Here is a 20,940-nt window from a genome sequence, read left to right on the forward strand (position 1 = left end):
ATACAAATTTACCAAAAAACTTTAAATAGACTAATATACCGAAATATTTGCCGATTAGTGGTTAATACTTTAACTATAGTTATAAAGTTTCACGATTTTTACCTTTTCACTCTTCTTCTTTTTCGGATCTTTATGCTTTACTCTCTTAGATAGTTTTTCAGCCAGTGCGGACATATCGTGTCCCGTTTTCGAATCCAATACCTTGGCATAATGCTGAGTGGTTTTTAGGCTGTTATGCCCTAGCATTTTCGAAACCGTTTCTATTGGCACGCCATTGGAAAGGGTGACGGTTGTCGCGAATGTATGCCTGGCCAAATGGAAGGTCAAGGTTTTGGTGATGCCGCAGTGATCGGCGATTTCTTTAAGATAACTGTTCATTCGCTGGTTGGAGTAGACCGGAAGTGCCAAACCTTTTATTTCACAAATGGGATGGTCTTTATATCGGTCAAGGATTTCTTTTGCTTCAGGGAGGATGGGAATGTGGGATGGCGTTTCAGTTTTATTCCTGGATGTAAAAATCCATTCCTTGCCATCATCACCAATCTGAATTTCACTTCTTTTAAGTTTTTGCACATCTATATAGGCAAGGCCAGTATAGCAGCTGAAAACAAAAATATCCCTGACCTGGGTATGCCTCTGCACATGCAGCTTTTTTGTACGCATGGCATCAAGCTCCGCCTGCGTCAAAAATGTTCTTGGAGACGGCTTGGCTTTTAGTTTATAATGCAGAAACGGATTGGCAACAATCCATCCGCTCGCCAGGCTGAAAAATACAATCTTCTTTAAATGAACTATATATTTTTGCGCAGAGATGGCCATGCACTGCTTCTCAACCCGAAGATAATGCTCATACCCGGTAATGAATCCAAAGTCAACCTTGATTAAGGGATAATCTGCTTTATCGTACTTCGCAAGAATGTAGTTCGCTAGATGCTTTATTGAACTCTTATAAGTCTTGAGTGTATTCTTACTATATCCGTTGCCAATAAGCTCGGCCACTTTTTCATTATGCTCCTGAAAAATTTCAAGAATCATTCTTGATTTTGTGCCTTTTCCAAGATAGTGGTTACGAATGGTCTCTGCATCAATCCCTTCATCACGGTCTATCATCCCGGTATGGATTTTCCTGATTTTGGAAATGATGCTATTCATGTAATCGTTTAAGGCACGGCTTTCCTGCCTGGTGCCCCTGACTTTGTTGCGGCGATTGTCCCATTGCTCAGGCTCAATCTCCCTCCCGATTGAAATCTCAGAGCGTTTTCCGCCTACGGTTATGCGCAGATAAATCGGCAACAGGCCATTTTCATTTTCTTTTTTTTGCTTTTTCAGATAGAAAAGCATGCTAAAATTCTGGTTCATAAGCTTGAATTACTAGGTTAACAAAGTTAGATTTGCAACCTGACGAAAACAAGATGTTCGAAATTTGAACATGCTGACTATCAGTATTTTAAGCTCAATCTGTGGTAGAAATTCGATTCTTTCCAAAACTCACCGAATTACTCACCAAAGTGAGCGAAAACGACCTGTTTTTGACAGTTTTTGATTAAAAACAAAATCCCGTAATCATTTGATTTACAGGATTTTGAATCGTTTTAAAATACGTAAAAGTGGTCCCGACGAGAATCGAACTCATATCTAAAGTTTAGGAAACTTCTATTCTATCCGTTGAACTACGGGACCGACTATGTGCCGCAAATATAATAAAAGTTTTAACTCAAAAATACCATCTTTACATTCCTTTAGCATCTGTAAAGAAGTCCATTTTTTGCCAGCCACATCTTTCTTGAGCACTCTTCTCCTTAAAATTGTTAACAGGTAAACGAAGCAGCATAATTTAATATGTTTTGGATACATGGTTTCTGATTTAAGTTGACCATTTGCTTGCTTGCGAATAAGCCTAAAAACATGCGGCTTTTTTAGCACTTGTTACTGATGGCATGAACGATTGAAACCACTCAATTAAGCAGCAAAACTCATTTGATGATGCTTGGATTAAAATTTATTAGCTCGAGTAGTTAGTTTTTGATTAGTACCATCACATTGCTACAACCTGAAATTAAACCTTGCAGAAACATCCGTTTCTGCAAGGTTTGCAAAGCGGTTAATCAATTAAAATACTGGCAATACCTTTCTCCAGAGCAGTATCCTGGATAACCGGAATTGATGCACCTTCTGCTCGGAAGATGCTCACATCTGTCATGCCCATAAAGCCTAATACCGATTTTAAATAAGGAGCGGCAAAATCGTAGGCTTGCATAGGGCCGTCAGAATAGATGCCGCCCGAGGCAATTGCCAGATAAATCTTTTTGCCTGTAATTAAGCCTTCAGGGCCATTTGCACCGTACTTAAAAGTAACACCGGCTCTTGCGATGTGGTCTATCCAGGCTTTAAGTGTGGAGGGTACACCGAAGTTATAAAAGGGCACATCGATAACAATAATGTCGGCATCCTGAATCTCTGCAATTGCTTCGTCCGAATGGCGGATGGCTATAACACTTTGCTCACTTCTGTTTTCTGCTGGCGTAAAAAAGGCGGCAATGTGTGCCTCTTCAAGATGTGGAAATTGTTGCTTTGCCAGGTTACGCTCGCGAACGGTTGCACCAGGATAGCTGTCCTGAATTTGTTCTATTATGGCTTTGCCTAATTTTATACTCATAGATGCCTCGCCGCGGGGACTTGAAATGATATGAAGAATCTTTTTCATGTTTTCTAAATTTTATGAAGCAAATTTAGAGATAGACCCCCGGCTATTTCCATAACTATCCCAAAGGCTAGCGCTATCCTTTTAGAAACCTAAGCACACACTGGGGCATTAAAAAAGCCCTGACCAGGCAGGGCTTTTTTAATGCTATCGTTGAAAAGAAAGACGGCGGTTTCGCTTATCTGATTACACTGCCTTCCTCAAATTTATCAGCTGGTGATACAAAAACAAGTTTCCCTTCTGCATTTTCGGCCATTAAAATCATCCCCTGAGATAAAATACCTTTAATTTCCCTAGGCGCAAGGTTTACGATAATGCTAACCTGTTTGCCTATAATTTCTTCTGGCTTGTAGTGTTCTGCAATACCAGAAACTACGGTTCGCTCATCAATGCCGGTATTTACGGTGAGTTTGAGCAACTTTTTCGTTTTCTCTACTTTTTCGGCAGCTATAATGGTTGCCACGCGGATATCCATTGCAGAAAAATCATCGAAATTTATATTTTCTTTTACCGGAACGGGCGCAGAGGCTGTTGCGTTGGTAACCTTGCTCTGGTTCAGTTTCTCTATCTGGAAATCAATTGCAGCATCCTCAACTTTCTCGAAAAGGAGCACACCTTCGTTAATGTCATGTCCTCGTTTTATCAATGTAATGGAACCTGCATCTTCCCAGCCTGGTTTACCATTGTTTAGCATCTTCATTAACTTATCTGCAGTAAATGGCAAAAACGGTTCGATTAAAATCTGCAGGTTTGCACAAATTTGCAGGGAGATGTGTAAAATGGTGCGAACCCTGTCTTCATCCGTTTTAATCAGTTTCCAGGGCTCAGTTTCGGCGAGGTACTTATTTCCCAAACGGGCAACATTCATTACTTCGGAAAGCGCCTCACGGAAACGATAGTTTTCTATAGAAGCAGCAATTTTAGCAGGATAACCGGAAAGTTCATCAATAACCGCCTGATCTTCCGCCTTAATTTCCATTAAGGTCGGCACGGTGCCGTTAAAATACTTATGGGTAAGTACAATAACGCGGTTTACAAAATTTCCTAAGACGGCTACCAGTTCGTTATTATTTCTTGCCTGAAAGTCTTTCCAGGTAAAGTCGTTGTCTTTTGTTTCGGGAGCAGTAGCTGTTAAAACATAGCGCAAAACATCCTGTTTGCCTTCAAACTCCCGCAGGTATTCATTTAACCAAACCGCCCAGTTTTTGGAGGTAGAAATTTTTTGTCCTTCGAGGTTTAAAAATTCGTTCGCAGGTACATTGTCTGCAAGTATGTATCCGCCATGCGCCATTAACATTGCCGGGAAAATAATGCAGTGGAAAACGATATTATCTTTACCGATGAAATGCACCAGCTTAGTATCGTCATCTTTCCAGTATTCTTCCCAGCCACATTTATCGGCTTCGTAATTGCTGATGTAGTATTCTTCTGCCTTAGGATTCCATACATCGAGTTTTGCATAATTACAAAGCTCTTTTGTAGCGGAGATGTATCCAATCGGAGCATCGAACCAAACGTATAAAACCTTGCCTTCAGCATCTCGAAGCGGCACGCGAATGCCCCAATCCAGATCGCGGGTCATGGCACGTGGGTGCAAGCCAGCATTAAGCCAGCTTTGGCATTGCCCATAAACGTTAGGGCGCCATTCTTTATGGCTTTCAATATAGGTTCTCAGCCTTTCCTCGTACTTATCTAAAGGCAGGAACCAGTTTTTGGTTTCTTTTAAAATTGGCTTATTACCTGATAAGGTTGATTTTGGATTGATTAAATCGGTTGCGTTGAGCGTGGTGCCGCAATTTTCGCATTGATCGCCATAAGCGTTCTCATTACCGCAGTTTGGGCAGGTTCCGGTAATGTAGCGGTCGGCCAGAAACTGTTTTGCCTGTTCATCGTAATATTGCTCGGTAATCTCTTCGGTAAAAACACCCTTATTGTAAAGGGTTTCGAAGAAATCGGCAGCAGTTTGATGGTGGGTTGAAGAAGATGTACGGTGGTAAATATCAAAAGAAACACCAAATTCTTTAAAAGAATCGCCGATAATTTTATGGTACTTATCTACAACTTCCTGCGGCGTAATGCCTTCCCGCTTAGCCTTTAAGGTAATGGGAACACCGTTCTCATCAGAGCCACAAACAAACTTCACGTCGCGTTTGTTAGAACGCAGGTACCTGGCATAAATATCGGCAGGAATATACACCCCAGCCAAATGCCCGATGTGCACCGGCCCGTTTGTGTATGGTAGCGCCGCAGTAACTGTATATCTTTTTATTTTATTATTATCCAAAACAATTCATTTAATTTGACAAAGATATTGTTTTAACCATGATTATACAGCCCCCATACTTAAAAAAAGGTGATAAAATCGCGATTGTTTGTCCGGCGAAAAAACTCCCAAAATCCATAGATTCTGCCGTGTCCGTTCTTAAGGGCTGGGGACTTGATGTGGTTATCGGGAAAAGTGTGTATGCGGAACACAATCAGTTTGCGGGCGATGATGATTTGAGGGCTACAGATTTACAGGTTTTTTTAGACGACCCTATGGTGAAGGCGATTGTTGCCGGACGGGGTGGCTATGGCACCTTGCGCATTATAGATTCCCTCGATTTTACTGCCTTTCAGAAAAATCCTAAATGGATAATTGGCTTTAGCGATATTACGGTTTTGCTGGCCCATGTTTTTGCCCGGTACAACATACAATCGATGCATGCGCAAATGCCTTATACTTTTGATGATTCAACCGGTGAAGCGCTAGCATCCTTGAAAAAGGCACTTTTTGGCGAAAAGCCCCATTATGCTTATAAAAGCGATTTTAATAACAGGCCAGGAACCTGTAACGGCAGCTTAATTGGTGGCAACTTAACCTTGCTTTGCATGCTGCAAGGCTCGGTATCGGAGATGGATTTTGAAGATAAAATCCTTTTTCTGGAAGATGTTGGTGAGCATGAATATTCTATCGACAGGATGTTAAGGATGCTCAAAAGAGCCGGAAAGCTATCAAGATTGCGGGGCTTGATTATTGGTGCATTCAATGAAATTTCGCCGGAGAAAATTCCGTTCGGACAAACTGCAGACGAAGTAATATGGGAACTTGTTAAAGAATACACTTACCCGGTATGCTTCAATTTTCCAAGCGGTCATATCGATAACAACATGGCAATGGTGGTTGGTGCAACCGTTGAGTTAACTATCGAAATAAATAATGTAGATTTTAAATATATATAAGATGGCAGTATTAGATAATTTAGGAAAGTACCGCAATACCGGATTGCTTTTATTAAGGATTGGATTAGGCGTTATGTTTATCATTCACGGCTTTCCAAAAATTGCAGGCGGCCCTGATGGCTGGGCAAAACTTGGCGGCAGCATGAAGGTTGTTGGAATCGATTTTCTACCTGTTTTCTGGGGTTTTATGGCCGCTGCGACAGAAACTTTCGGTGGCTTCCTGTTAATTGTTGGCTTATTTTTCAGGCCTGTGTTAATCTTGTTAACCATCACCATGATTATTGCTGCTCTGGGCCACTTTGCCAAAGGCGATGGACTAAGCGGCGCAAGCCATGCAATTGAATTGGGCATTGTATTTTTCGGATTGCTCTTTGTTGGTCCGGGCAAATATAGTGTTGATAAGAAATAGTAAATCAGTAAACAAAAAAAGCCGGCAATTGCCGGCTTTTTTTGTAATCGATAATTCGTTGTTAATTCTGAACGACCAGTTTATTATTTTGAATTTCTGTAGATGAAATTGGCCATATATAACCTGCCGTGTTGAATGGAATAGCTGGCGCAGTACCTTGTGACCCGCTTTTTGCCACAAACCCTAAGCCTAAACGCATTATATCAGGTGCCCTTAATCCTTCTCCGAGGAATTCGATTCTTCTCTCTGCTAAAATGGTATTTTTCAAATTAGCAGGAAGTAAATCAGCCGCCGGAAATACATAACCAGGGTTTGACCGCTGTCTAACCGCTGTAAGCAAGGCGATAGATCTTGTCGGATCACTTACAACCGTTGCTTCAGCAAGATTAAGTAATACCTCAGCATACCTGATTACCGGAACATAGTCTGTGTATGGTGAAGGCCTTTTAAATTTGGTTAAGTATGTATTCGCACCCGAAACAGCTGTTAATCCCTTTCTGGCATCAGTAGAGCCTGCCGCAAATGCTGCATTAGCAAAAATGCCTGTAGGATTTAAAAAGAATTCTTCGTTACCACCTGCGCCGTTTGTAGCAACATTGTAGTAGTAAGCGAGTTGGTTCTGTGTACCCGGCGCATCTAAATCTGCCATTGGAAAAGTTAAGGCAACTTCTGTAGCAGAAGCATTGCCAACATAAGCACCACCAAAAACTGTAGCCAGGTTACTTTCCAGTTTTAAAGGAGTACCTGTTGTTGCTGCAAATGGTGCTGTTGCCGAAACAATTTTGTTTGCTTCTGTTACAACCGAAGCAAGGTTGCCCATGGATAGATAAACCCGGGTTTTGAGGGCAATGGCGGTATTTCTTGAAGCCCTTGTTGCGGGAAGTGTTAATGCTAAATCAGGTTCTGCTTCATTCAAATCTTTCAATATCTGCGTGTAAACCTCGGCAACAGTGCTTCTTTTTAAATCGTTACCTGTAAGATCTTTCTCGCCTTTTAACCGAAGTGGAACACCCAAACTTGCGCCATTGTCGGTTACATATGGTTTTGCATAAAACTGCAATAAACTATAATAAGATAGGGCACGTAAAAACTTAGCTTCTGCAATGTATTGTTTAGAAACTACCGGCGTTAATATCGAAGCATTTGCCGCAACTCCTTCTATAACCAAATTTGCACGGTTAATTGCGGCGTACACAGCACCCCACAAATTCACCACCTCATTTGTTCCAGAAGTTACATTGAAACGCCATGTATCCAAACCAGTTACGCCGTTTGGTTTATTAACGATAAAATCTTCTCCACGAATGTCATTGTATATCAGGTAACGGCCACCATAAAACTGGCCATTTTTTACGCCTGCGTAAATACCATTTACCTGTGATAAAATCCTGTCGGGGTTAGAAAATGCATCTTCAATAGGCAGTGCAGTCTGTGGTGCAGTATTTAAGAAATCTTTTTTGCATGACGACGCAAATACCATCGGTGCGGCAATGAAAAGATATTTTAATTTATTATTTATTTTAATTTTCATAATCTCTTTATTTAAAATCCAACATTAAGTCCGAAAGTGAATGTTCTTCCCGATGGAACCGAGTTTCTATCTACACCTGGTGCAAGGTTACCGCTGTTTCCTGTTGTTGTAGAGTTACCATTAACAGAAACCTCCGGATCAGGTCCAGGATAGTTTGAAATAATCAAAAGGTTACTCGACTGTAAGTATATCCTTGCACTACTAACCCCAAGTTTACTTAAAACTGTTTGTGGCAAGGTGTAGCCTAAAGCCAGGTTGCGTACTTTTAAAAAGTTACCTGAGAATACATTCTGCGATTGCGCAAATGCCGAACCGTTTGATGTATTATCACCATAAACCAGACGAGGTACATCAGTAATCTGACCTGGAGTTGTCCACCTGTTTAATACACCAGCTTCGTTATTCCAGAAACGCTGATCTCTTAAACCTGCCAATGAACCGTAGTAAATTTTATTTCCGCCAGAAAAGGTTACGCCAATGGTTAAGTCAAAGGCTTTGTAACGGAAATTGTTGTCTAAACCGCCAAACCATTTTGGAATCGACTGGCCAGTAATTGTTGCATCTAAAGCGGCATCAATTGCAGGTGCATTTTGGCCTGCGTTTGCACCGTCTAAATATTGATAGCGTGCAGCTGCTGCCCTGGCAAAACTAAATCTCAATTTTTGGCCAAACCTGTTGATAAACACTCTTTCCCCAGTTGCAGGGTCTACACCAGCGGTTGGCACGGTATATATTGATCCAATTGGATACCCCACTCTAGTAATGTTTGCAGTTTCCAGTCCTGTTGCACCAAAAACGTCAGCGTTATTATTACCCAACTCAGTAACCTCATTTTTTAGTGTACTGAAAGTTAAAGTAGTCGACCAGGTAAAGTCGTCATTGTTGATGTTTTTGGTGTTGATGGTAAACTCAAAACCTTTGTTGTACATTTTACCAACATTTGTTGTGATTGTATTCCCGGGAATACCTTTAGAAGGCGCTTGAGGAGCGTTTTGAACCAGGTTATCGATGTTATTGTGGTAATAATCAACATCCAAAGAGAACCTGCCGGCTAAAAACTCTAAATTAACGCCAACATCTGCTTTCTTACTTGTTTCCCACTTCAAATCTGGGTTACCAGCCTGCGAAAAAGATAGTGCCGGAGAAGAACCATATAAACCTGGGCTGTATAAATAAAGGGCCGGGTAGTTACCAATGTTAATGTTACCAACCTCTCCATAGCTACCATGGAATTTAATGCGTGTTAAAATTTCACTAAGTCCAGAACCTTTATAGAAGTTCTCTTCTGAAAGCGCCCAACCTACTGAAGCACCACCAAAATTACCATATTTGTTACCTGCCGATAAACCAGAATAACCATCCCGTCTAAATGAACCGGTTAAGTAATATTTCTTTTTGTAATCGTAATTGATGCTTCCGAAGTAGGAACGGAATGCATTGTCGCCCTGGGTTAACCCTGCAGGTGTGATGGTTGAAAAAGAGCCTTGAAACACTTGAATAAACGGATCAATTACCCCTTGTCTGGTTGCACCATAACCCGAAGATTTTGTGTATTGATCTTCAGCACCAATAAACGCACCTAAGGAGTGGTCGCCAAATACACCACTATAGTTCAATGTATTAGACCAGTTCCAACGGGCATTTTTAACAAAGTTACTGGTTGCCCCTCCGTTGTAAGAAAAACCATCACCTTGTAAACGGTTTACAAATGAATTGTTATCAATTTTTAGGTTATCCAATCCATAAGTTGTTTTAAACGTTAAACCCTTAACGATTTGAATAGACGCATAAGCGTTTGCGATGATACGATCGCTTTCTGATGTATTCTTATCTTCATTTACCAATACTGCTGAATTGGGATAGTTGGAAGCAATGGTGTTAGCGCCCAGGCCGATCGCACCGGAAGCATTCATGTTGTAAGAACCATCCTCATTATATGGAGAAACGTTTGGTGGAAGGACAATCGCCAATCGGCCTAAGCCCACTGTAGAAAATGCCTGCCCTGGCAACGAGCCTGTATTAGGTGCTCTGTTTAAGGTGTTACTGTAAGAAAAATTTGTACCTATTGTTACGTTCTTAAATAATTTATGGTCCAGATTAACACGACCATTTTTTCTTTCGAATGAGTTACCAAGAATAAAACCCTGCTGATTACCATAGCCAACTGAAACATAATAAGATGTTTTTTCATTCGCTCCTGAAAAATTTAATGCATGGTTTTGAGAGGTTGCTGTACGGTAAGCATAATCATACCAATTGGTTTCAACCTGAGAGCCATCAGATCTGTTTTGCAAGAAAAATGCCGGTGCAAGACCGATATTGGTTCGTGATTCATTTTTGATCAGCACATATTCTGCCGCATTTAAAAGTGGCGTAAGGTTTTGGGCTTTTGTGGTTCCTACCCAACCTTCGTAGTTCACTTTTGTAACGCCTTGTTTACCTTTTTTAGTGGTAATAACAACGACACCATTAGCCGCTCTTGATCCGTAAATTGCAGAAGAAGCTGCATCCTTCAGGATGTCGATTGATTCTATATCAGCCGGATTGATATCCCCTAAGGCATTCCCGGCAGCACTGTTTGAAGATTGATCTCCTGTGAAAACCGGAATACCATCAACAATAATTAAAGGATAAGAACTTAATGAGATGGAGTTAAAACCACGAACCCTAAATACTGGTGGGTTGTTTAAAACACCATTTGGCTGAATAATGTTAACGCCCGCAGCTTTACCTGCTAAGGCCTGTTCAAAACTTTGGATTGGTTGATTCTTAAGTTTTTCGCCGCTAACACTGGCGATAGAGCCGGTTACGTCTCTTTTTGATTGCGTTGTGTAGCCGGTTACAACAACATCGGTTAAGGTTTTAGCATCTGCTGATAACGCAACGTTTACAACGCCACCGGCGCCGATGCTTTTGCTTTGGGATGTAAACCCAATTGAAGAAAATTCTAATGTACCGGTAGTTGCGGTGGTTCTGATGGAGTATTTTCCATCTGCGGCGGTGATGGTTCCGCCTGATGAGCCTTTGATTCTAACACTTACCCCGGGAAGTGGGAGACCATCTTCCTTACCTGTAACTGTTCCTGTGATTGTTCTTTCTTGCCCGAATGCGGCTCCTGCAATAAATAGCAAGACGAACAAACTTTGTAAAAGTTTTTTCATAAAATTAGTTAAGATTAATTAGTTTCCTACTAATGTATATAAAAGTACAGGGTAATGCAAATTTTACAATAAGAAATGCTACTGATTAAGTAGGATTTAAAGGATTTCGCCTCAATAAATTTGAAAATTGAATGCAAAAGCGAGGACAATGAATTAACGCCAGCGAAAAACTTGCACCTTTTTGTAAAATCACCACCTTATTAGCTACTTGAGCCATATTTGAGGATCATATCCGCATTCTTTTACCGGTTTGCCTGGCGCCAGTTCCACTCTATCATCTAAACTTCGAGAAATAGTAGCGTTAGTGAAGGCTTCAGAGATTTACCGTCACCTTTTACGGCCTTAATGTTAAAGATTAATAAACCGTATTTGCAAATTATTGAGATGCGTATTAATTTTCAGTCCAAAAAAAAACCCCCGACGTTTTACATCGGGGGTTTAATAAGAAATTATATTACCAACCTGGGTTTTGAACCAGGTTTGGATTTAAGATGATATCATTTGTTGGTAGTCCCCAAATAAATTTAGGATCAGCCGCCGCAATGGTTAAGCCTGTAAAGCCTGTACTTTGCTGAACAGCTGCAGGAACTTGTGCAGCGCCCCTTGTAAAACCTAATCCCCAACGCTTTAAATCCCACAGATGGAAACCATCGAAATTCAACTCACGGGTTCGCTCCGCTCTAACTTCATTTGTAAGCGTTGCGCCTGATAAACCAGATAATCCAGCTAAACCACGAGCCTGGCGTAAACCATTTAGGGCGGTTAATGCATTCGGAGTATCGTTTAGATTTGCAGCTGCTTCTGCTGCAATTGCATAAACCTCACCTATACGGAAAACTTTATTTGCGTTCTGGTAATTCGTGAAAGTTGTTGTAAACAAGCCTGGGTTACCGGGGAACTTATTTACTAACCAAACATTGTTATATCGTACACCTTGAATTTGAATAAGTTTTTGTTCAAAGTATACATTTTTACGAATATCTGCATTGTCATAGCTGTCTACTACCGTTTGTGTTGGGATAAAATCAGGTTGGAAAAAACCTCCTGCTCCATTAAGGCCCAAGTAGATGGTGTTTGTATTAACCGGTTCAGTTAATGTTGCGTTTATGCGCATAATATCCTCCTGGCTTGCATCAGTTGCCCAATATGATTTCAAACCAGCAGCAGTATTGTACAAAGGATATCTGCCAGAAGCTATTAGTGTACTTGCAGCAGCATATGCGCCGGCCCAATCCTGAATGGCTAATCTAACTCTCGCTTCAAATGCTAAAACAGCATCAGGCGTAAAATATCTTGCACCCTTAACATTTGCTCTTTTGTTCAAAGTTTTCGCTATTGCAATATCTGCTAAAATCTGATCGTATACCGCTTTTAGAGTTGCTCTAGATGGCTTAACGGTAAGATCAAATTCAGTTAGCAAAGGAACGCCTAAATCAGTTCCGGCCGTTGCAGGATTATATGCTTTCGCATATCTCACAGCTAATTCATGATAATAATATGCTCTCATCATTCTAGCATCCGCTTTGTAAGTGTTCAAACTGTCAGTTTGAGCGCCTGCAGTTGCCTGAATTTGCTCGAAGCCTTTTATCATAACATTTACGTTAGACAAGCCACTATAGTAACCTTGATAAACGCCAGAAAAATCATCTGCATTTAAAAACGCACCCCAACGGTGGAAAGCACCATTTCTGTTACCGAAATCACCAGATGCATTTAACTGGTCACCCTGAACCTCTTGTGGAACATTGTATGTTCCGTAAGTACGAGCCCTCAATGCAGAGTACAAGCCTGAATTCCAGTATTTTGCATCCTGAACAGTATTGAAGCCAGTTGCGATGTCAATGGCATCATATGGCTTTAAATCCAGTTTCTTACAAGATGTAATCACTGTTAAAGTCACTGCCAACCCAACTAATCCTAAAATTATTTTTTTCATAACTTTATTGTATGTGAAGTATTTTTTGTTATTTATTAAAAAGTCAATTGTAAGCCAAATCCAACTTGTTTTGTATTAGGATTTGAGCCCAAAGCTAAGTTTGAATCAACCTCTGGATCTGGACCTGAATATTTTGTAAATGTTAACAGATTCCTTGATAGGAAGAATATTTTGGCGCCTTTAATTGCTTTTGTTTTTTCAAGAATAGATTTAGGAAGATTATAACCTAGTTGCAAGTTCTTCAATCTAAGGAATGAAGCATCTTCAATTAATCTACTATCGAATTGTGTAAACTGTTGTGTTAAATTTGGAAAGGTTGCATTTTGACCTGGCGTTTTCCAATAATCTAAAACGGTTGTGGCTTGGTTAAAACCTGAAAAAGTAGTTGGGTTTTCAAAGAAATATCTATCGTTGTTTATCATGTACTTACCTTTAGAATAAGTAAAATCAATATTTAAGAAAATTCCCTCATAACCTGCATTAACACCAAACCCTCCGTTTAACCAGGCATACCTTTGAATACCTGTGTTTTGCTGTAAATTAGCAGCAGAAAACGAACTGGTTACAGCGTTAGCATCAGTCCTTGTTTGTACACTTGCATCACCAGTATTAGGAATATACCATTGAGGTAAACCATTACTCGGATTAACGCCTGCCCACATTGGATAAACATAAGAAACTGGTTCGCCAATTGCCCATAAAACACCGGTACCTGGGTTTACATAGTAATTTTTACCCTGGAACAATTCGGTTATTTTATTTCTGTTCATGTTTGCAGTGATGTATGGCGTTACAAAAGCATTGTGCTTATCGTTAGTATATACGTCAAAATCCAAAGTGATATCAACACCTTTATTTTGTAAAGCACCAATATTGGTTCTCACCAATGAATATCCTGTGGTATAAACCTGTGGAACGTTAATTAGCTGACTGCTTGTTTCGCGGTAGTAAAACTCAACATCAAGGCGGATTTTATTCAAAAATGCCGCTTTAAAACCAACTGTAGTTTTCTGTTGTTTTTCCCACCCTAAATCTGGATTACCCGGAGCATTCTGAGAAACACCTGGAAGACCGTTATAATTCGAACTACCTGCAGCAGTTGCCAAACTCTCGTAGTTACCAATTGACGAATTACCACTTGTACCTGTACTTGCCCTTACTGTTAAATCAGTTAACCACTCTACATTCCTTAAGAACTCTTCTTGTTTTGCTCTCCACATACCGCCAACTGACCAAAAGGTAGCTGTCTGTTTGTTTGCACCAAAACGAGACGACTTATCTTCACGAACTGAAGCGTCAAGGAAGTATTTGTTATTAAAATTATATTCTAATCTACCGAATAAAGACTTGAATGTATATTCGCTCTTAAACGAACTTACACCTCTGTTAGATGCATCTCCATTCTGAAGAATAAAAAGGTTATCATTTGGAAGTCTGCTTGTGTTTGCACCAAACTCCTGAGTTATGCCATCCACGTACTCTTGCCCGCCGAGAACAGTGAAATTATGCTTATCTAAAGAAAATTTGTATTCAATCGTGTTAGTAACTGTCTTATTAATTCTTCTAGAGTAATATTCAGATAATGTACCTGCTCCAGGGAAACGAACGTCTGATGCTAATCTAGCACTTGTTTCTCTATCAATGTAACCATCAATACCCCCCTGAGATTTAATTGTTAAGTTTTTTACAGGAGTAATCTCTACAAAACCAGTTGGATTAAATGTTAATCTGTTTCTGTTATATGGTGTGTTATCAGCAATATATCTTGGACTGTATCTGCCCCAACCTGGAATAATTGTACCATAGTACTCATTTCCATTCGCATCATATGGTGAAAACCAGGGTTGAGCCAATAATGCTAATGGTCCATTGGTGTCATTCGTAGCCAATCCATTAGTTTCAGTATCTGATGAACCGCCCGATAAGTTTAAGCCAATTTTAATATAATTATTTAAAGTTGAGGTTAAATTCGAACGAAGTGTATATCTGTCAAAGCCCGAGCGGAAACGGTTACCTTCGCCCTGATAAAAACTTCCAGAGATGTAATAAGCAGTCTTGCCGCCGCCACCAGAAACCGTAACATCAGTTTGATAGGTTGGAACATCCTTTTTGTAATAGTAGTCATACCACTTTGTGTCATTAGGATATTGAGCTAATAGAGCAGCTGTTGCAGCCGGCGTTCTTAATCCTTGTTCAATTTGTAACTGACTTAATTGAGCAGTATTTAAGAAATTTCTGTAAAATTTATCGCTTGCTGGGTTCGCCACTGAATACTGTCCTTGTACGGTAATTACTGCATCCGAACCAATTCTGCCTCGTTTTGTAGTAACATAAACTACACCATTTGCTGCACGAGCGCCGTAAATTGAAGTTGAAGAAGCATCTTTTAATATAGAAACCGCTTCGATATCATTCGGGTTCATGTTCAATATACTGCTCTCATCAACCTGAATACCATCTAACAAGAATAATGGTGCACTACTAGCGCCTAAAGAGCCAACACCATGTAATCTAATACTTGCTGTTTGTGATGGTTCACCAGAAGATGTAAAAACCTGTAAACCAGCAACCTTACCTTGCAATGCATCAAATGCGTTAGCAACAGGTTTGTTTTCAACTGTTCTTGCACTCACAGTAGCAACAGACCCTACAGAAGACGAAACTCTTCTTCCAGACCCATAACCAGTAACCACAACTTCATCTAAATCTTTGTTGTCGCCTTCTAATGAGATGTTTACTGAACTGGCGCCAGCAGCCAAGGTTCTCGTTACAGGCATATATCCGATTGAAGAAAACTCCAACTGCACTGAGCCAGCAGGAATTTTAAGCGAATACTGTCCGTTACCGTTTGTCGTAGACCCTATCTTCGTGTCTTTGATTCTTACGGTCACGCCTGGAATTGGTAGTCCATCTTGCTTCGCGGTAACCGTACCAGTTACTGTTCGTTCTTGAGCCATTGCAGTTACCGCAACAAACATCAACACGAACAAACTTTGTAAAAGTTTTTTCATGAAATTTAAGTTAGTTTGATATTAGTTTATTAAAAATCTAAATATAGTATGCATTTACATTTTTTTAACAAATTTTTAACACAAAGAAGGTTCAAATGACATTATTATGACGAACATTTGATTCGGTTACTTGTTTAGTATTGTCGTTTTTTCCACAAAAAAAGGGCAGATTCTAACGAACCTGCCCTTTTACTTAAAAACTGTTTGTGTTATTTCTCCCAGAATATTTTCGAAGTGAAAATATTAATCTGCGGTACATTTGCTGCATTCGAAGCAATTTCATTTTGTGGATAAGGAAGACGTAATGGCAACCTTCCACCGCTTGAGTTATTTAAGCCCACCGGAATGTTCGCTGGGAAGCCAGTTCTACGATACTCAGCCCAAGCTTCATTACCGTTAAAACCATTGTTCGCTATCCATTTTTGAGTAATAATAGCTTCGAACTGACGGCCTGCAGTTGCAGCTACTGCCCAGTTAACAAGTGGCTGGGTTGAATTTGTATAGTAAGTATTAGCTGCTGCTGCAGTTGAACCCAATAGCTTAAATGATTCGTCGATACCAGCCTGATAAGCCGCTTGTGCTGCCGCTGCACCACCTGGAAGGAAACCTTTTAAATAAGCTTCAGCTTGTAAAAAATATCCCTCTGCTGCCGTTAACAAATATGCGGGCTTTGCAAAGCCGTTGTTTGCACTCGAAGGTAAAACACCAGCACCAACTGCAGAATAGTTATCTTTTTTAGTTGTTGGCGTTGCTGTTGTTCCCGGATAAACACCTGTATAGGTCTGAGTTGCAGGAATTGGTGCTACAGCAGGTCTGTAGATAAGACCGATACGAGGGTCAGTTGCAGATGATAAAAAGTCGACAGCATATTTATTTGCTCTTGTTGCCTGATAGTTTGAAGTTTCAGTTCCTGCAACGGCAAAACCGATGGCGCCATATAAAGGATTGAATTTACCTGCCTGGTTAATGTAACCAGGGTTTACCGCTGCGTTTTCACCAGCACCTAAAAATGACTGACCAGCTAGCGTTGCAAATCCTGCGGTTACTTTAGCTGCACGAGATGGAGTTAAAGATTGTCTTAACAATACACGTAACTTAAGTGTGTTTGCGAATCTCAACCACCTGCCCATTGAAGTTGTTACAGAGCCGCTACCGAAAACGATATCACTCGATCCTGATGGGTTGTCAGCGCCAGCTGCCGTATTTATACTTGCGATACCAGCATCCAATAAACCTAAAATACCGTCATAAATGTCTTCAGCTTTGTCATACTTTGGAGCTGTAGATGCGGTACCTTTAAGTGCGTCTGAATAAGGAACATCTCCCCAGGTATCAACAAGTAACTGGAAGTTATATGCCTGCATTATTTTAGAGATTGCAACCGCATTTTTTTTACCGGCAGCAGTTGCCTGTGTTTCTACATACTTGTAGTCATTTAATCCACCAGCATATAACGAAGTCCAAACAGCATCATATGTACCTGGAGTAAACTGATAAGTTTCCTGTGGCTGATAGAACAAGAAATCTGGAGATTGCGCCCAGTTGCCTGTTAAAAGATTACCAAGGATATTTAAGTTGTTATTTACAGCTGCACCAGTATTGGTTAATGCCGCTGGTAAAACCAACTCAGGGGTTGTGGTTGTAGGGGTGTTTGGATTGTCGTTGATTTCCAAAAAATTCTTCTCACAGCTCGTTACCGTTAATGTTAACGATAAGAAGGCTATTCCCTTTATGATATGTCTAATTTTCATATTCTTAATTATTTAAAATACTAAAACGTAGCATTTAAAGTGATACCAAATGTTCTTGTTGAAGGAATACTTGTAAACTCTCTTCCTTGAGAATTGTTTGTACCGAAAATGCTCGCCTCAGGATCTATGTAAACGTTAGATTTTGGAGTCCAAAGTAAAATATTAGCACCTGATATCGCTAAGCTAGCTTTACCGAATGGTGTTCTGTTTAATAATTTGCTTGGTAATGCGTAGCTTAATGAAATGTCTCTCAGTTTTAAGAATGCAGCATCAACAATGCTTGATTCTGCAAAGCTATTAAAGTTACCGTACCAGAAATCAAAGTTACCACTACGTGTTCTAACAGTTGTGTTAGGCGTAAACACACCTGGCGAAGTTTCGATTACTGAGTTTGGATAAATAAAACGCTCTCTACCATATTGAGTAGTCTCTAAAGTAGAACCGGTGAAGGTTAACGTATTTTTCGTACCTGAGTAAATCACGTTACCAGATCTGAAATCAAGCGTGGTTGACAACGTGAAGGCTTTGTAAGACAAAGTATTGTTGAAACCTAAAATATGTTTAGGATTCACCTGACCTAAGTTTCTTAACGTAGGGTCTAATCTGATGTAACCTGAAGTTGCATCGACAACAACACGACCTTGTGAATCTCTCAGATAAGCAGAACCTACCAAAGATATCGGCTGACCAACAATTGCGGTCGGAACTGGGTCTCCAGCGCCAAGTGATAATTGTTTTGACTCTTGGTATAGTGATTCAACAACGTTTTTGTTGTGTGTGTAGCTTACGCTGAAATTCCATGAGAAACCATCACGATTTCTGAAAGGGCTACCTTTCAATGCAACCTCTATACCTTTATTAGTTACAACACCCGCATTTACGGTTGCAGCTGTAAATCCTGTAGAAGAAGGGATACCGATATTGATGATCTGTCCGTCAGTTTTCGTATCGTAATAAGTAAAGTCTAATCCTAATTTATCTTTGAAGAAAGATAATTCAGTACCTACTTCGTAAGACGTTGTAAACTCTGGTTTAAGATTTGGATTAGGTGTTGTATTAGATAGTGTAAAAGCTGCTAATGAACCGAATGGGAAACCACCGGCAGCACCGAAAGTTGGAACCAAACTATAAGGATTAGCATCCGAACCCACCTTTGCAAAACTTGCTCTCACTTTTGCATAAGAAAGGATATCGTTGTCCTTTAGTGAGCTAATTGCCTCTGTAGGTATGAAACTTAAACTTGCTGATGGATAAAAATATGAGTTATTATCCTTTGGAAGTGTTGAAGAAATATCATTTCTCAACGTTCCGTTTAAGTATAAAAAGTTTTTATAGCCAATTGTTAAATCACCAGCCCAACCAATTAAACGTTTTTTGTTAATTGATTCGCCACCACCCAGTTCACCAACACGGTTAGATAGGTTAAAGAAACCTGGAGTTGAAATTGCACTCGCTGATGCTGTCAGGTTACGACTGTCTGTTTGACGTACGTTGTTTAACAAAATTAAAGTTGCATTAAAATCTTTATTAAGGTCTTTTTTGAAAGTCAATAATAAATCTGAGTTCATGATTCTGTTAGAAAATGCATCTTCAATAATAGCACCCGGAGTTGCTGTAGGACGTTGACCTGTTCCGAAAACAGTTTTTTCGAAAGTCTGCTTTCTTCTTGTAGAAGCATAATCGGTACCTAAGCGCCAAGTTACGTTTAACCATTTGTATGGGTCATAGCCCATTTGGATACTACCTAACACTCTGTCCAAATTATCGTTAAACCTGTTATTGTCTAAAGCGTAGTATGGGTTTGGCTGATAACCGTTAAAGAAGCCTTGCGTAGTCGCAAATTCATAATTTCTCCAATCTTTGAAATTTTCAAGATTGATTTGACGACTCACGTTAAGCACGTCACTAATAACACCATTGTTACCCTGACCAACGAATGAAGTATTAGTTAAATTTTTATTGTAACTAACATTTGCACTTACATTGAAGTTATTTGCAAGTTTGGTAGACCCAGAGAATTTAAAAGTGTTTCTTCTAAACTTATCATTTGGAACTACACCTTTAACCTGGTTATCAGAAAGCGAGGCATAGAATGACCCTTTTTCGCTACCACCTTGAAATGAAACAGAGTTTTGAATGTTAGTACCTGTGTTAAAGAAATTCTTAGCGTTATCAGGAACTGCGCTATAAGGTATCATCAATTTGTTACCGTTCGCTAAAGTTGGACCTGATTGTACCATAGAGCCGTCTAATCTAGGACCCCAGTTTGTATTTTCAATTTCATCATAAATTGCAGGATTTCCTGTTCCGTTTTCGTAACCTGAACCAAATTCATTTTGAAGTTGTGGCAATTTCTGAACGTTATCAATCTGGAAGGTAGAAACAACGTTAATTTCCATTTTTTTGTTGCGCATTGCTGCGTCTTTACCGGTTTTGGTTGTGATTACAATCGCACCGTTAACACCCTGAGAACCGTACAATGCAGCAGCATTTGCGCCCTTCAAAACCGTCACCGATTCGATGTCATCCGGATTGATATCGCCAACACGATTACCAACATCCACCTGGTTCGCTGAACTTGAAGATGGCTGGTTAGCAGAGTTGTCAATTGGAATACCGTCAATAACGAATAATGGCTGACCTTCGCCCTGTAATGATCTGATACCACGCATTGTAATACGAGTTGCAGTATTTACACCACCACTTGAACGGCCAATCTGAACACCGGCTGTTTTACCTGTTAAACCGTTAATTAAGTTAGTTTGTTTACCATTGGTTAAATCCTGGCTTTTTACCACATCAGCAGAATATCCTAAAGATGCTTTATCTTTCTCGATACCCACTGCCGTAACTACAACCTCGGTTAATGTTTTAGAATCGGCAACCAAAGCTGCATTTACAGTAGTAGATGATCCGATAGTTTTCGTTTGAACTGCAAAACCAAGAAATGAGAATTCTAATTGAGTCGCTCCGGCTGGAACAGCTACGGAATACTTTCCGTTTGCTGCAGTTACAGCACCAGTTTGAGTGCCTTTTACTTTAACAGTTACACCCGGGATTGGCAAGCCGTCGTCCTGAGAAGTAACCGTACCTGTGATTGTTCGATCTTGTGCCATCGCTGTTACAGCAACGAACATAAGTATGAACAAACTTTGTAGAAGTTTTTTCATGTTTGTAAAAAAGTTAGTTAATGATTAGTAATAATGTGCTAAAATATA

General features: G+C 40.0%; 11 protein-coding genes and 1 tRNA gene. 2 read left to right on the forward strand and 10 right to left on the reverse strand.

Going from position 1 to position 20,940, the window contains the following annotated elements; translation table 11 throughout:
* Positions 1–69: 69 nt before the first annotated feature.
* From ASG14_RS00495 to metG, 4 genes are all read right to left on the reverse strand, one after another.
* Entirely contained in the window at positions 70–1,359 is a 1,290-nt protein-coding gene (locus tag ASG14_RS00495) for a site-specific integrase (protein WP_056869120.1), read from the reverse strand.
* A gap of 249 nt (positions 1,360–1,608) precedes the next feature.
* Positions 1,609–1,680: transfer RNA gene (locus ASG14_RS00500), tRNA-Arg, on the reverse strand.
* Between the two features lie 421 nt (positions 1,681–2,101).
* Positions 2,102–2,704, reverse strand: coding sequence for an FMN-dependent NADH-azoreductase (locus ASG14_RS00505; protein ID WP_056869121.1), 603 nt, complete (start codon positions 2,702–2,704; stop codon positions 2,102–2,104).
* A 175-nt stretch (positions 2,705–2,879) separates the two neighbouring features.
* Positions 2,880–4,985, reverse strand: coding sequence for a methionine--tRNA ligase (metG, locus tag ASG14_RS00510; protein WP_157274805.1), 2,106 nt, complete (start codon positions 4,983–4,985; stop codon positions 2,880–2,882).
* Between the two features lie 38 nt (positions 4,986–5,023).
* On the opposite strand from metG, the gene ASG14_RS00515 reads away from it, so the two are divergent.
* Together ASG14_RS00515 and ASG14_RS00520 are read left to right on the forward strand one after the other, a co-directional pair.
* Positions 5,024–5,923, forward strand: a complete 900-nt coding sequence (locus tag ASG14_RS00515; protein WP_056869123.1) for an LD-carboxypeptidase — start codon at positions 5,024–5,026, stop codon at positions 5,921–5,923.
* 1 nt (position 5,924) lies between these two features.
* Positions 5,925–6,332, forward strand: coding sequence for a DoxX family protein (locus tag ASG14_RS00520; RefSeq protein WP_056869124.1), 408 nt, complete (start codon positions 5,925–5,927; stop codon positions 6,330–6,332).
* A 61-nt stretch (positions 6,333–6,393) separates the two neighbouring features.
* Here the strand turns inward: ASG14_RS00520 and ASG14_RS00525 are convergent, their stop codons facing one another.
* The 6 genes from ASG14_RS00525 to ASG14_RS00550 form a co-directional block, all read right to left on the reverse strand.
* On the reverse strand, positions 6,394–7,863 hold the full coding sequence (locus ASG14_RS00525; protein WP_056869125.1) for a RagB/SusD family nutrient uptake outer membrane protein: 1,470 nt from the start codon (positions 7,861–7,863) through the stop codon (positions 6,394–6,396).
* An 11-nt stretch (positions 7,864–7,874) separates the two neighbouring features.
* Positions 7,875–11,024, reverse strand: a complete 3,150-nt coding sequence (locus ASG14_RS00530; RefSeq protein ID WP_056869126.1) for a TonB-dependent receptor — start codon at positions 11,022–11,024, stop codon at positions 7,875–7,877.
* A gap of 454 nt (positions 11,025–11,478) precedes the next feature.
* Positions 11,479–12,960, reverse strand: a complete 1,482-nt coding sequence (locus ASG14_RS00535; protein WP_056869127.1) for a RagB/SusD family nutrient uptake outer membrane protein — start codon at positions 12,958–12,960, stop codon at positions 11,479–11,481.
* A gap of 35 nt (positions 12,961–12,995) precedes the next feature.
* Positions 12,996–15,971, reverse strand: a complete 2,976-nt coding sequence (locus tag ASG14_RS00540) for a SusC/RagA family TonB-linked outer membrane protein (protein WP_056869128.1) — start codon at positions 15,969–15,971, stop codon at positions 12,996–12,998.
* A 209-nt stretch (positions 15,972–16,180) separates the two neighbouring features.
* Entirely contained in the window at positions 16,181–17,722 is a 1,542-nt protein-coding gene (locus tag ASG14_RS00545; protein WP_056869129.1) for a SusD/RagB family nutrient-binding outer membrane lipoprotein, read from the reverse strand.
* Positions 17,723–17,742: 20 nt separating this feature from the next.
* Entirely contained in the window at positions 17,743–20,892 is a 3,150-nt protein-coding gene (locus ASG14_RS00550; protein ID WP_082491272.1) for a SusC/RagA family TonB-linked outer membrane protein, read from the reverse strand.
* Positions 20,893–20,940: the final 48 nt, after the last annotated feature.

The sequence above is a fragment of the Pedobacter sp. Leaf194 genome, assembly GCF_001423945.1.
Taxonomy (GTDB): domain Bacteria; phylum Bacteroidota; class Bacteroidia; order Sphingobacteriales; family Sphingobacteriaceae; genus Pedobacter.